Origin of the sequence: Sphingomonas sp. dw_22 (genome assembly GCF_018449795.1) — a bacterium.
Classification (GTDB): domain Bacteria; phylum Pseudomonadota; class Alphaproteobacteria; order Sphingomonadales; family Sphingomonadaceae; genus Sphingomonas.
In genome coordinates, this window is sequence record NZ_JAAVVE010000025.1 from 1 (window position 1) to 14,107 (window position 14,107).

11 protein-coding genes are annotated in these 14,107 nt (G+C 66.3%); 4 read left to right on the forward strand and 7 right to left on the reverse strand.

Annotation, left to right across the window (positions count from 1 at the left end; all coding sequences use genetic code 11):
- Positions 1–1,786, reverse strand: a 1,786-nt coding sequence (locus HB724_RS12110) for a proline dehydrogenase family protein (RefSeq protein ID WP_213981250.1), incomplete at its 3' end; no start/stop codon positions are given.
- A gap of 128 nt (positions 1,787–1,914) precedes the next feature.
- On the opposite strand from HB724_RS12110, the gene HB724_RS12115 reads away from it, so the two are divergent.
- Complete coding sequence (locus HB724_RS12115) at positions 1,915–2,382, forward strand: Lrp/AsnC family transcriptional regulator (RefSeq protein ID WP_213981201.1); 468 nt, start codon at positions 1,915–1,917, stop codon at positions 2,380–2,382.
- Positions 2,383–2,564: 182 nt separating this feature from the next.
- Here HB724_RS12115 and HB724_RS12120 read toward each other — a convergent pair whose 3' ends face one another.
- On the reverse strand, positions 2,565–2,984 hold the full coding sequence (locus tag HB724_RS12120; RefSeq protein ID WP_213981202.1) for a thioesterase family protein: 420 nt from the start codon (positions 2,982–2,984) through the stop codon (positions 2,565–2,567).
- A 190-nt stretch (positions 2,985–3,174) separates the two neighbouring features.
- On the opposite strand from HB724_RS12120, the gene HB724_RS12125 reads away from it, so the two are divergent.
- Together HB724_RS12125 and HB724_RS12130 are read left to right on the forward strand one after the other, a co-directional pair.
- Positions 3,175–4,344 (forward strand): glycoside hydrolase family 88 protein, encoded by a 1,170-nt coding sequence (locus HB724_RS12125; RefSeq protein WP_346344723.1) that lies wholly within the window; start codon positions 3,175–3,177, stop codon positions 4,342–4,344.
- 2 nt (positions 4,345–4,346) lie between these two features.
- Complete coding sequence (locus HB724_RS12130) at positions 4,347–5,309, forward strand: DUF4861 family protein (protein ID WP_213981204.1); 963 nt, start codon at positions 4,347–4,349, stop codon at positions 5,307–5,309.
- A gap of 278 nt (positions 5,310–5,587) precedes the next feature.
- Here the strand turns inward: HB724_RS12130 and HB724_RS12135 are convergent, their stop codons facing one another.
- The 4 genes from HB724_RS12135 to HB724_RS12150 all read right to left on the reverse strand — a co-directional run bounded on the left by HB724_RS12135 (position 5,588) and on the right by HB724_RS12150 (position 12,591).
- Positions 5,588–6,706 (reverse strand): alginate lyase family protein, encoded by a 1,119-nt coding sequence (locus HB724_RS12135; protein WP_213981205.1) that lies wholly within the window; start codon positions 6,704–6,706, stop codon positions 5,588–5,590.
- 173 nt (positions 6,707–6,879) lie between these two features.
- Positions 6,880–9,777: a TonB-dependent receptor gene (locus tag HB724_RS12140; RefSeq protein ID WP_213981206.1), complete on the reverse strand. Its 2,898-nt coding sequence runs from the start codon at positions 9,775–9,777 to the stop codon at positions 6,880–6,882.
- 119 nt (positions 9,778–9,896) lie between these two features.
- Entirely contained in the window at positions 9,897–11,771 is a 1,875-nt protein-coding gene (locus HB724_RS12145; protein WP_213981207.1) for a hypothetical protein, read from the reverse strand.
- A 49-nt stretch (positions 11,772–11,820) separates the two neighbouring features.
- Positions 11,821–12,591, reverse strand: coding sequence for a FadR/GntR family transcriptional regulator (locus HB724_RS12150; protein WP_213981208.1), 771 nt, complete (start codon positions 12,589–12,591; stop codon positions 11,821–11,823).
- Between the two features lie 85 nt (positions 12,592–12,676).
- Here HB724_RS12150 and manD point away from each other — a divergent pair, with 85 nt between their 5' ends.
- Entirely contained in the window at positions 12,677–13,888 is a 1,212-nt protein-coding gene (gene manD / locus HB724_RS12155) for a D-mannonate dehydratase ManD (RefSeq protein ID WP_256731482.1), read from the forward strand.
- 45 nt (positions 13,889–13,933) lie between these two features.
- Here manD and HB724_RS12160 read toward each other — a convergent pair whose 3' ends face one another.
- The gene (locus tag HB724_RS12160) at positions 13,934–14,107 is read right to left on the reverse strand and encodes a DUF1508 domain-containing protein (protein WP_213981209.1); all 174 of its coding nucleotides are present in this window, start codon (positions 14,105–14,107) and stop codon (positions 13,934–13,936) included.

Consider the following 14,107-nt stretch of genomic DNA (forward strand, 5'->3'; position numbering starts at 1 on the left):
CGGGCGAGGCTTCGAACACGGTGCCGACGCGGTCGCGCAGATCGGCAGGATTGAGGACGGCACGCGGCGTACCCTCGGCGCCCGCCGTCCAATCCGAATGCGCCCCGGCCCGCATCGTCTCGCCCAGCATCGCCAGCACCGTCTCGTCGGAGAGATCGAGCCCGTCCGAGTTGCGGCGCGTGCCGTAGAGATCCCGGGGCAAGGCGATTGCCGGGTGCTTCTGCCCCGGCACCGGCATCGCCCGCACCGCCTCGACCGGATCGGCGACCAGCTCGGCGATCGACACTTCGGGATCGGCGATCCGGTTGACGAAGGAGGAGTTGGCGCCGTTCTCCAGCAGCCGCCGCACGAGATAGGCAAGCAGCGTCTCGTGCGTGCCGACCGGCGCATAGATGCGGCACGGCCGGTCCAGCTTCTCCGCCCCCACCACTTCGTCATAGAGCGGCTCGCCCATGCCGTGGAGGCACTGGAACTCATATTTGCCCAGCGCGAAATCCGGCCCGGCCAGGTGATAGATGCTGGCGAGCGTCTGCGCATTGTGCGTCGCGAATTGCGGGAACACCGCATCGGTCGCGGCAAGCAGCCGCCGAGCGCAGGCGACATAGGCGATGTCGGTATGGATCTTCCGGGTATAGACCGGGAAATCGGCGAGCCCGTCCACCTGGGCGCGCTTGATCTCGGCGTCCCAATAGGCGCCCTTCACCAGCCGCACCATGATCCGCCGCTTCGCGCGCCGGGCGAGATCGACGATCCAGTCGATCACGAAGGGGCAGCGCTTGCCATAGGCCTGGACCACGAAGCCGAGCCCGTTCCACCCGGCCAGATCGGGATCGAGCGCCAGGCTCTCCAGCAGATCGAGCGAGAGTTCCAGCCGGTCGGCCTCCTCCGCATCGATATTGAGGCCGATGTCATAGCCGCGCGCCAGCACCGCTAGCGTCTTCACCCGGGGCAGCAGCTCCTCCATCACCCGCCCCGCCTGCGCGCGCGCATAGCGCGGATGGAGCGCCGAGAGCTTGATCGAGATGCCCGGCCCCGCATAGACGCCGCGCCCGTCCGATGCCTTGCCGATCGCATGGATCGCCGCCTCGTAATCGCGATAATAGCGCTCGGCGTCCGCCGCCGTGGTCGCCGCCTCGCCCAGCATGTCGTAGCTGTACTGGAAGCCGCGCGCCTCCAGCGGACGGGCGCGCTTCAGCGCCTCGGCGATCGTCTCGCCGGTGACGAACTGCTCGCCCATCATCCGCATCGCCATGTCGACGCCGCGCCGGATCACCGGCTCGCCGGCGCGCGCGATCAGCCGGGTGAGCGCTGCCGCGAGCCCGGAATCATTGACGCTGCTGGTGAGCTTGCCGGTGACGACCAGCCCCCAGGTCGCGGCGTTGACGAACAGCGAGCGGCCGTCGCCGATATGGCTCTTCCAGTCCCCGCCAGCGATCTTGTCGCGGATCAGCGCGTCGCGGGTTTCGTCGTCCGGGATGCGCAGCAGCGCCTCGGCCAGGCACATCAGCGCCACGCCCTCCTGGCTCGACAGCGCATATTCCTGCACCAGCCCCTCGACGCCGGTGCCGCGATGCTTGGCCCGCAACGCCGTTATCAGCGCCGTGGCGGTCCCGGCCGCGGCAGCGCGCAGCGGCTCGGGCAACGTCGCCTGGTCGAGCAGCGCGCCCACGCATTCGGACTCCGGCCGGCGATAGGTGGCGGTGATCGCCCGGCGCAGCGGGGTCTGCTCGCGCACCGGCGGCGCGAAGGCGGCGAAGAGCGGCGGAAGATCGGACGGCTGGACCATGGCGGACCTCGGCTGGGCGGAGACGATGGGCAGGCGCCTAGCAGGAAAGCGCATGGCAATCCGCCCATAGATCGCGTAGATATAGGCCGATCGATCCCGATTTTTAGCCGTTTCCAGGCAAAATGCCCATGTCATTCCCCATATCCAACACTATAGACTTGTTCGATCGCCGGATCATCGATGCCCTGCGCGAGAACGGCCGGATGCCGGTGACCGAGCTCGCGGGCCGGGTCGGCCTGTCCAAGACGCCCTGCCAGATGCGGCTGAAGCGGCTGATCGCGGAAGGGTTCATCCTCGGCTTCCGCGCCGTGACCGATCCGGCAAAGCTGGACCTCGATCATATCGCCTTCACCGAAGTGAAGCTATCGGACACACGCGAGGCGGCGCTGGCCGAGTTCCGACAGGCCGTGCTCAAGATTCCCGAAGTCGAGGAATGCCATATGCTGGCCAGCCATTTCGACTATCTGCTGAAGGTCCGCACCTCGGACATACGCCGCTATCGCGAAGTGCTCGGCGAGCGCATCTCCAGCCTGCCGCACGTCGCCAGCACCTCGACCTTCGTCGTGATGGAGACGATCCGCGACGCGGGGATGTGAGGGGTTCGCACTGCGAGGGACGCAACGAGCCCCCCTACCGTCACCCCTGCCAAAGTGCCGGGGTCTACCGCGCGGCTGGGAGAGCCACTCGAAGCTTGGAGAAACTCGTTCGCAGAGGAGCGGCCCCCGGGCACTTCGGCCGCGGTGACCGGGAAAATGGGAACAGCGGCGCCCCGCGCCCGCTATTCGCCCTTAACGAAGAACCGGTCGATCACGTCCTTCGCCACGCGCGCCGGCTTCAGCGTCTCGGCATCCACGCAGCACCAGCTCGACTTGACCTCGGCCAGCACTTCGCCGCCGCGCCGGATCACCGTCTCGTAGAATGCCCGCGCGCCCTGCACCTTTTCCAGCAGCACGGTCGCGACGACATCGTCGTCGAGGAAGGCCGGCCGGCGATAGGTGATCTCATGCTTCAGCGCGACCCACAGATGCTGCGCCACCGCTTCCACCGGCGCCAGATGCTGCCAGTGGCTGATAACGGCGGCCTGCACCCATTTGAGATAAGAGGCATTGTTCACATGCCCCATGAAATCGATATCGTCCTGCGCGACGTCGACGCGGAAATCATAGGGTTGGGCGATGCTGGTCACGGCCTCCGCCATAGCAGAATCGGGCCGCCGCAGCGAGATAATTCCCCCTTGTTGCACCGAAGCCACGCTTCCCGCCGGGAAACGCCGATGCCGTAGCGTCACTCCTTCGGGTGAAATTGGCCTTACCACTTGACTTGACGAGCGCGGGCCAACATCGTCGCCGCAAGCTGCGATGACAGCGGTAGCAAGGGGAGATGCGGGCGTGAGAATCGGGTTCGGCTGGGCGTTGGCGGCCCTGGCATTGGCGACGGCCTATGATCCTCCCGCACCCGCCGCCATCCGGCAAGCGCCCGCAGCCCTGCCCGATCGCGCCCAGCTCCGCGCCTCGATCGAGCGCATGGCCGACTGGCAGCTCGCCCATCTCGACAATCTCGATTATATCCCGCTCGCCCGCCCCAGCACCAAAGACCCACGCGACTGGCAACAGGCCGCCTTCTGGGTCGGCCTCACCGCGGTAGCCGATCGATCGGCCAGCCCGCGCTACCGCGACGCCATCCTCGCGACCGGGCACAAGCTCGGCTGGGCTTTGGGCGGCCGCCTCTATCATGCCGACGATCACCTGATCGGGGCCGTCTGGCTCTGGGCCGCACGGCACGGCGCAGGCGAAGATGCCCTCAAGCCGATGCGCGCCAGCTTCGACAGGATCCTGGCGAAGCCGCTCGACCACGACCTGCTCTTCATCGCCCCGCCCCAGGGCGGCGATCCGGAATGCACCACGCGCTGGTGCTGGTGCGACGCCTTGTTCATGGCCCCGCCGACGCTCTACGCGCTCAGCCGCCAGACCGGCGACAAGCGCTATGCCGCTTTCGCGCACCGCGAGTTCCTGGCGACGACCGACCTGCTCTTCGATCGCAAGGAGAGCCTCTATTTCCGCGACAGCCGCTTCTTCGCTCAGCGCGGCGCGCATGGCGAGAAACTGTTCTGGAGCCGCGGCAATGGCTGGGTGCTTTCCGGCCTCGCCCGGCTGATCCCGGAGCTGGCGCCGAACGATCCGCGCCGGCCCTATTATGTGAAGCTGTTCAAGACGATGGCCGAACGGCTGCTCCCGCTCCAGCGCGCCAACGGCTATTGGCCGCCCTCGCTGCTCGCCGATCCGAACCGCTCGGCGGACGAGACCAGCGGCACCGGCTTCTACGTCCATGGCCTCGCCTGGGGCATCAAGGCCGGGCTGCTGCCGCGCGATCGCTACCTGCCCGCCGTCGCGCGCGGCTGGGCGGCGCTGGAGCGCGCGGTCCAGCCCGACGGGCGGCTCGGCTGGGTGCAGCAGGTCAGCGACCGGCCCGACGCGGTGAACGCGCAGGACACCCAGCTCTACGGCGTCGGCGCCTATCTGCTGGCCGGCGCGGCGGTTTACGATCTCGCGGAGAAATGACGATGAAGCGCATCTTCTGGCTCGCCATGCCCCTGCTCCTCGCCGCCGCGCCCGGCCAGGACGGCACCCCGCCCTTCGCCAGGGCGACGCTCAACGTCCAGCAGGGCGGCACGCGCGGCGCCGACGGCAAGGTGAATGGCGGCAGCTTCGCCCAGGTCGAGAGCTTCGACGTCCCCGCCGATCACCAGATCCACGATCAGCTCATCGCCTTCGAAGGGCCGGGCTGGGAATCGGACAAGGTGGCCTATCGCCTCTATCTCGACGAGCGGAACGTCCCCGACATCTATGGCAAGCGCCAGCCCGGGGCGATCCTGCCGAAGATCGGCATGGGGCATGACGATTATCACACGCTCGCCGACTGGGGGATGGACGTGTTCCAGGTCGATCAGTCGCTCGGCATGGGCGGCATCGGCGTGCTGCGCGACGGCAAGGTGACCCAACTCGGCCGCTCGGCCATCCATGCCGAAGCGCGTTCGATCGGGACGACAGCGGCGGTCGATGTCCATAACGCGGGCTTTCCCGGTGCCGGCGGGGCGGCGGACCTCAAGACGCGCTATGCGATCAGCCCCGGCTCGCGGGTGACGATGGTGACAGCGGCGGCGAACGGCGCGGTGCCGCGCATGGTCGCCGGGCTGACGCTGCACGACGGCATGACCCAGGTGAAGGGCGGCACCGGCCGTTGGCGTTATTTCGGCACATGGGGCAGGCAGAGCCTCGCCAAGGACGATCTCGGCATCGTCCTCTTCTATCGCGCCGGCGATGCGGTGCAGGCCGGCACCAACAACGGCTCGCTGTTCGTCGAATTCTGCGACCCCGCCCGTATCCGCTACGCCTTCGCCGCCGCCTGGGTGCAGGAGCCCGACGCGCCCAAGACGCTCGATGCGTTCAAGGCCTGGGCCGATGCGACCGCCGCCGGCATGGACAAGCAAAAGGAGGGCGCGGGAACCTGCAAGCGCCCGGAATAAGGCTGGAAAGATAGGATTTCGCCTGCGAGGGTGGCGAAGCTCTTTCTCATCGCGAACAGCATTGGCGTCTCGGGACGCCCCTGACCTCCATCGTCACCCCGGCCGAAGTGCCGGGGTCCACCATGCGGCTGGGAGAGCCGCTGGAACTTAGAGAGGCTCGCTCATGGAGGAGCGGACCCCGGCACTTCGGCCGGGGTGACGGATGAGGGATTATCGTCCTCACACGCGCGAGACCCGCGACCTTTGTGACTTTAGGGTAACCGGCTACCGCCCAGCGCCTATTTCGGCAGGTCCGGACCTTCCTCGCTGCTGCCGGCCTTCAGGAAGCGCTTGAGCTCCGAAGCCTCGGTCGCCGTATAGGGCCCGTCCGGCCAGGCGCGCTTCGCCCGGCGCAGCACCTCGTCCAGCTCGCCGGTGCCCGGCCGCAGCTCCTTGTACGGCCAGCTCGCGACATTGCTGCGATAGGCGGCGAGAAAATCGGTCGTCCGCCGCAGCCCCTTGCCGCTCGGATCGGCATAGTTCCACAGGTCCACGCCGATGCAGCTTCCCATCTCCGCCACGTCATAGGCGGCGAGCAGCGCATAGATCGAATAATGCAGGCTGCGCGTCCGGGTCAGCTCCTGGGGTAGCTTGCCCTCGGGCGTGAACTGCGGCGCGATCCGGCGCTTGGGAAAGGCATCGACGATCGCCTTGGTCACATCCGGCCGCCGCGCGAACAGCGCGAACTGCGCCGCCTGGGCGTCGAACCACATGGCATGGTTGTTCTTCGCCCCATCCTCGGCCTTGCCGTTGGAGCTGGAGCGCATCCAGTCGACATAGTCGCCGAACCATTTCTCCAGGCCCTTCTGCTCGGAAGCGGTCAGCTTGCCCGAAGGTCCGATCAGCCCGGTCCCGTCGACCACGCGCTGGAGCCGCGTCGTATCGATGATCCCCTCGGCCCGCCCGGTCTCGCGCCCCGGCACGGCCTGGGCGAAGTTCATGTTCGGATTCATCCGCGTCGCGGGATCCAGGAACCAGGTCCGCAACAGGCTGGCGGCGCGGCCGGCATAGCGGGCCTCGCCGGTGAAATAATAGGCCAGCGCCAGCGTCTCGACATCAGCGCTCATCGAATCGAGATCGGCGACATCGTACTTGTCGCTCGACCGATCCGGATTGATCTCGCCGTCGCGCCGGATGAACGGCATGCCGTCCGGCCTGGACGGGTCCGGCCACCAATAGGGGCCGACGCTCAGATAATCGTGGCGATCGCCCGAGGGCGGGATCACCTTCTTGTCCACCACGGTATAAAGCGGATGCCGCATCGCCGCCTCCGCCTGGGCGACCAGCGCCTTGTAGGCGGCGGCCACCGCCGGATCGCTCTCGCGGCCGGCCTTCAGCCGCTCCAGCACGTCGGGCACGAAGAAAAAAGTCCTGCGCCCGCCAAAGGCCGCGGAATATCCTTCCACGCCCTGGCAGACCGGCTGCGGGGGGTTGGGGCCAGGGGAGGCGTTCCCGGCTCGGGGTGCAGTCTGCGACGCGGCGGCCGCCAGCAGGACGAGGGAAACAAGGGATTTGCGCACAGGTCTTCCCCTCAGAACCGGAACCGGGCGCCGAAATAATATTGCGGCCCGCTCTCGCTCACTTCGGCGATGCTGTCATAGCCGCCCTTGTAGAACACGTCCTTGGTGTCGGTCACGTTGAGCACCTGGAACTTGAGCTGGACGTTCTTGGTCAGGTCATACTGCGCCGAGAGGTTCAGATAGCCCGCGTCCTGGACGCTGCGGTTGGTCGAGCTGTTCGGCTTGTAATAATGCGAACGGTAGCGGTAGCTCGCCCGCAGCGAGAGCCCGCTCTTTTCCCAATAGACCGAGCCGTTGGCGACATATTTGGACAGGCCGATCAGGTTCTCGGGATCGAGATAGGGCGCCAGCGTAGAGGTATCGGGATATTCGAAATTGGCGAAGGCGACGTTCAGCGATCCGCTGACGCCGAAGCCGCTGAGCAGCCCGGGAAGCCAGGTGAACGCATGGCTGCCGGTGAACTCGACGCCGTAGAGGTGCCGCATCTCCGAATCATTGGCCGGCGCGATCAGCTCGACGTCATAGCTCTGCTGGGTCGCCGGATTGGCATCGACCTGGGTCGTCACCGTGATCGTCGTCGGGATGCCCGCCTCGCGCGAGATTACCGTGCCGCGCAGCCATTTGTAATAGCCCGCGACCGAGAACAGCGTGTCCTTGCCCAGATAGAATTCCAGGCTGGCGTCAGCGTTCCAGCCACGCAGCGGCTTCAGGTTCGGGTTGCCGCTGGTCGGGTTGAAGGTGACGTCCGATGCGCCGCCCGGGCCTGAGGTCGGATTGAGGTTGATGCCCGCGCCGAAGCTCTCGATCGGCGAGCGTGACAAGGCGCGATAGCCGGCCAGGCGCAGCTTGATCTGGCTCGACAGCTCGAACGCCAGGTTCAGGCTGGGCAGGAAATATTCGTAGCTGCCCTTCAGCGTATCGGTGGTGATCGTGCCGTTCGGATCGGCCGCCACGGTGAAATTGTCGCCGGCCGTGTCGATCGTCACCTTGAACGGCAGGCGATAGCCGATCGACGTGATATTGGTCTTCACATAGCGCAGGCCGATATTGCCGCTGAACGGCGTCGAGCCCAGGTCGCCGCCGAAGCTGGCCATCGCATAGGCCGCCTTGATCCGTTCGCGCACGTCGATGTCGCCCGGATCGCGCGTCTCGCTGGGATAGGGCAGCGCGCTGTCGCTGCCGGTGAAGGCGCGGAACAGGCATTTATTGTCGAACGTCGCCCAATTGGTGACGTTGGTATCGGTGGTCGGGAAGAACTGCTTGGTCGGGAATGCCGTGCGGCAATCCTGGTTTGCCTTGGTGATGATCTGCGCCGGCGTCATGCCGCCATAGCCGACGATCGTGTTCAGATCGTTGTTGGCGTTGCCGTCCAGCGTGCGGTGATGCTCGGAATAGCGCCCGCCGACCTTGATCGATCGGATGAAGCCCTGGTCGAAGCTGTATTCGGCATCCAGGCGGCCCGCATAGATATCGTCCTTGCGATCGGTGGCGAAGCGGTTGCGCGCATAGACCGAGTTGGCAGCATTGGCCGCGAAATTGTCCGGATTGGTGATGTCGAAATTGTCGAACGTCACCACCGGCACGATCGGGCTGTCGCTATAGTCGAGCGTGTAGCCGACGCGCCGGGTGGAGCGCATCCGCGTCGCCATCTGCGTCTCGGTGCGGTGCGATTGCGAGAAGCTGCCGTCGCCGGTGATGGCGAGGTGATCGTCCTTCCAGCCGATCGTCGCGGCGGCGGCGATATATTCCTCGTCGCGCTCGCGCAGCTCGAGCTGGTCCTCCAGGTTCGAATTGCCCGAATATTTGATGAGCGCGCCTTCGGTATAGCCGTTGGTACCGTCGCCGACGATGATCGGATTGATGCCGCGCAGCGCCTCGGCGATCGCGAAGACGTTGCGGTCCTCGGTCGATTCGCGCTTCGAATATTGGCCGTCGAGCGCAATATCGAGGTTGGGCGTCGGCTTCCACTGGAGCGCGCCGATCACCGCATTGCGCAGCTCGCGGGTGCGCTGCTGGCGGAAGCTGCGCGACTGGGTGGCGTAATAGGTACCGCCGAGCGTCTCGCCGGCGCGGGGCGTGGAGCCCTGGACGCAGTTGGTGGTGGCGGCGCCGGGATTCAGCGCCGCGGTGTTGCACGGCACATAGGCCGAATTGCCATTGTAATAATCCTCGGGCGCGGCGACGTCCTGGCGCTGCACGCCGATCGAGATGCCGATATCGCCGATGCCGGTGTGGAACTGATCGACATAGGACAGGTTGGCGCGATAGCCGAGCCCGTCCCGGCCGACGATGTCGTCGTCCTTGGGCAGATAGGAGCCGCGGAACTCGCCCTGGATGCGGCGCTTGCCGTAATCGAGCGGCTTCAGCGACCTGAGTTCGATCACGCCGCCAATGCCGCCCTCCAGGAAGTCCGCCTGTTGCGACTTGTAGACGATCACGCCGTTGACGAGCTCGGACGGGAATTGCTGGAACGCCACCGAACGGTCCGGCCCGGCGGTCGAGACTTCGCGGCCGTTGAATTCGGAAAAGCTCAAGGTCGGCCCAAGGCCGCGGATCGAAAGCTCGTTGGCATTGCCCTTGAAGCGATCCGCCGAGACGCCGGTAATGCGCTCCAGCGTGTCGCCCACGCTGTTGTCGGGCAGCGCGCCGATCTCGTCGTTGACGATGCCGTCCAGGATCACGGCGGCGTTGCGCTTGACGTCGATCGAGCTGCGCTGCTCGGCGCGGGCGCCGGTGACGACGATCCCCTGGGCAGCCTCGGCGCTCTCCTCGGCTTCGACGCTCTGCGTGGGATCGGCCTGGGCCGGATCGGCCGTCTGGGCAAAGGCCGGCAAGGCGGCGCAAGCGGATGCGAGCAGCGCGACCCGCACTGCGGCGCGGCCGAACGTGGAAATAGCGATTCCGGACATAGTTTCTCCCCTCCCGGTATTTTTGGCGTGCCCGTGTTCGGGTCTTACGCTTTGGTAAGGCCACTTTGTCACCGGTGTCAACCCAATTGACCTGAACAATCTGCGCGAAGCCGCACCCGCTATTTATAGCGGATCGTCCAGCCGAGAATCAGCGGCTTGTCCAGCCGCAGCGCGCCGCTGTGGCAGGCGATACGAGTCGCGAACGGCCCGCTCGGCGCCTGATAGGGCGCGCCGGACGCGGGGCGCGCCTCGCACCGATCGAGCCCCTGGGCGGAGAAGCCGGTCACTTCCCCCTGGCCGAATCGAATATCCCCGCCTTGCACCACCGGCTGGCCGGAAAAGCTGGCGAATTCCATGTCGATCGCACGAATATCGAGCGGCTTGGCCGCCCGATAGCGATCGGTGCGCACGATCCCGCCGGGCGTGAATTCATAGCGCGTCTCCACCGCCACCCGCTTGTCGGCCACCGAATCCTTACCGCCCATCCGGTCCATCGCGTCGAGCCGATAGGTCAGGATCGTCCGCTTGCCCTGCCGGACCAGCTTCACGTCGCGAAACCAGGCTAGCGGCATCAGCACGCTGCCGTCCGCCAGCGTGAAGCGCGGCACCAGATGCGGATAGGTCGCGTCCGCCGATCCCGAGAGCATCCCCGCCGCGTAAGGCACGGGGAAATAGGGATTGTTCATATGCTGGCCGTCGCCGCCGTTGAGGAGCGGCAGGCCGATGACATGCGCGCCGTCGCGGATCGTAAGCAGCGCGCGGTCATGCGCGCCGCGGGCAAACCAGGTGAGCGTCACCGGCGGCAGCGTGCCCAGCCATGCGGCATAACCGGCCGAAGCCGCGCGCCTGCGATAGCCCAGTTCGTTCCAGATCGCGTTCGTATAGATATACTGCCGGGCGAGGCTGAGATTCTCACCCAATATCCGATGCTTGCCTCGATAGGCATCGGTGCGCCGGCCATCGTCCCACAGATTGACCGAGCCGGTCTGTGGATCCAGCCAGAAATCGGCATAGCGCGCCGCGATGCGCGAGGAGAGCGCATAGGCCATGTCGCGCTCCTGCGGACTGAGCACCCCCAGCTTCGCCGCCGCGGTCAGCACTTCGAGGAACGCGGTCTCGCCATAGGCGCCGATGCTGCGGCCATATTCCCAGCCCTCGCCGGTCAGGCTCGCGCGTAGCAGCATCAGCTCGGCCGACTTGCGCAGCCACGCCTTGACCTGCGGCGTCGCCTCCATGCCGGTCTCGATGAAACGCTGGGCGATCTCGCCGATCAGCAACACCGAATAACGATCGAACCGCCCATCCCCATCGGTCTCGTCGGCAAAGCCGTAGACGCCCGAATAGGTGCCGTAATGATCGAGCATCCGCTTGAGCAGAGCCTCGCTGGCCGCCGCATCCTCCCAGCCGAGAAGGTAGCGCAGCCGCGCCACGCTGAACGCCACGCCGTAATAATTGTTGGGCAAATCGATGAGCTTGAGCGTCTTCGCATCGACGAAGCGGCGCCAGTCGAGCCTCTCGCGCAGCGCCGCGAGCGTCTCCGGGCGCACGGCCTGGTCGAGCAACCCGGCCTGCTTCAGCGCGTGGAGCGCAGAGATATAATAATAGATTCCCCAGCTATCATTATGTTCGCCCACGGTCAGATCGGCGATGTCGCGATAGGCGGCGAGATATTCGGGAAGGCGCGGATCGCCGCGCGGCATGGCGAGCAGCAGATAGGAGAGGCCCGAGGCGATCTTGCCCGGCAGGAACTTGTCGCCGCTGTCGAACACCGGCACGCCGTCGATCGTCAGGCCGCGCTTCTCGCGGAGAAGCTGATGGAGCAGCGCCTCGAGCTGCGGGAGCAGCCGGCCGGTGACGGTAGCATCCATCGCCGGCGCCTGGGCATAGGCCGGGCCGTGCGGCGCCGGCACAGCCGACTGGGCGAAGGCGGGGGTGCCAAAGGCGGCAAGACAGACGCCGGCGCAGAATGCGCGCACGGGCAAGGGGGTATGCAATTGGCCTCTCCTTTTGGTCAGGCCAATTTCAGTCACATGGCTACCGGTGTCAAGCCGATCCTATCTTGAGGCGCCGGGTGACGCTGTCGCGCTGGGCGGTGAGCGCGCTGCGGGCGCGCTCCATCACTTCCAGCTCGGTGGCCTCCAGCAGATCGTCGACCACCCCGCGCAGATGCAGCCGCATCGCGTTGCGCGCCGCATTCGGATCGCGCGACCGCAGCGCCTCGACGATCGGACGATGCTCCTCGACGCGGGGCGTCACCCCGCCGCGCTGGGCACGGGCGAACATGTTGGCGCAGAGCGGCGATTTGGTGCGCAATTCCCAGAGATATTCGACGACGCTACGGATCGCGGCATTGCCGGTCGCATTGGCGATCGCGAGGTGGAAGCGATGGTCCGCGTCGAGCAACGCCGGCTCGTCGGGCTCGTTCGCCGCCATTTCGGCAAGAAGGCCGTCCAGTTCCGCAAGCTGCTCGTCGGTGATCGAGACCGCGGCGAGCGCCACCGCCTCGCCCTCGAACAGGATCCGCGCCTCGGTCAGGTCGAAGGCGCCGACATCGAAGTTGAGCGCATCCTCGCGCCGCCCGCTGCCATGATCGCGCTTGGTCACATAGAGGCCCGAGCCGTGCCGCGCCTCGATCCAGCCCCGCATCTCGAGCGCGATCATCGCCTCGCGGATGGTGGGGCGGCTGACCTTATATTCCTCGGCCAGGTCGCGCTCGCCCGGCAGGCGCGAGCCCGGCGACCAGCGCCCGGCCTCGATCCCGTCGGCGATCGAGGCGGCCACCCGCTGATAGAGTTTGTTCCCGGTGATCTTCATGACTGTCCTGTTCACGCCGGATCATAGGTTGACACGCTCGCTTGGGAAAGGGGATATTGGCCTGACCACTCCAGGGGACCAGCCTTTGCCTCGCATCACTTCCGTCCGCGTGATCGTCACGCGCCCCGGCCGCAACTTCGTGACCGTCAAGATCGAGACCGACGAAGGCATTTACGGCATCGGCGACGCGACGCTGAACGGCCGCGAGCTGGCGGTGGCGAGCTACCTCACCGATCATGTCGCCCCCGTGCTGATCGGCCGCGACGCGCACCGGATCGAGGATATCTGGCAATATCTCTACAAGGGCGCGTACTGGCGCCGCGGCCCCGTGACCATGTCCGCGATCGCCGCGATCGACATGGCGCTGTGGGACATCAAGGGCAAGGTCGCGGGGCTCCCCGTCTACCAGCTTCTCGGCGGCGCCAGTCGCGACGGCTGCATGGTCTATGGTCATGCCAATGGATCGGACGTGTCCGAGACGATCGAGCGCGCCCAGGAATATCTGGAAAAGGGCTACAAGGCCGTCCGGCTGCAATCGGGCGTGCCGGGGCTGAAATCCACCTATGGGGTCTCGGGCGAGCGCTTCTATTACGAGCCGGCCAAGGGATCGCTGCCCGAGGAATCCTTCTGGTCCACCTCGAAATACATGCGCCTGGTGCCCGAGCTGTTCCAGCGCGGGCGGGATGCGCTGGGGTGGGACATCCATCTGCTCCACGACGTGCATCACCGGCTGACACCGATCGAGGCCGGGCGGCTGGGCAAGGATCTGGAGCCCTATCGCCTGTTCTGGCTGGAAGACGCGACTCCGGCCGAGAACCAGGAAGCGTTCCGCCTGATCCGCCAGCACACCACCACGCCGCTGGCGGTGGGCGAGATCTTCAATTCGATCTGGGATGCGAAGCAGCTCATCGAGGAGCAGTTGATCGACTATATCCGCGCCACCGTGGTCCATGCCGGCGGCATCACCCATCTGCGCCGCATCGCCGCGCTGGCGGACCTCTATCAGGTCCGCACCGGCTGCCACGGCGCGACCGATCTCTCGCCGGTGACGATGGCGGCGGCGCTGCATTTCGGCCTGTCGGTGCCCAATTTCGGCATCCAGGAATATATGGTTCACACCGAGGAGACCGACGCCGTCTTCCCCCACGCCTATCGCTTCGATCAGGGGCTGATGCACCCGGGCGACGCGCCGGGGCTGGGCGTCGACATCGACGAGACGCTGGCCGCCAAATACGAATATAGCCGCGCCTATCTGCCGGTGAACCGGCTCGAGGACGGGACGATGTTCAACTGGTGAAGGCCGCCGCCCATTCGCAACGCGTGCGCAGGCGGCGGGCCGGCCTCAATCCTCCTCGACGGGCGCGCCGGGGCCATTCTTGAGGATCGACTCGATCGCGTTCTTCGCGGAAGCCTTGGACGTATAGCCTTCGGTCCAGAAGATCACCTCGGCATTGTACTTGAACTTGGCGACATACTCGCCAGCCTTGTTCTGCTCGATCAAGAACTTGTGCGCCAT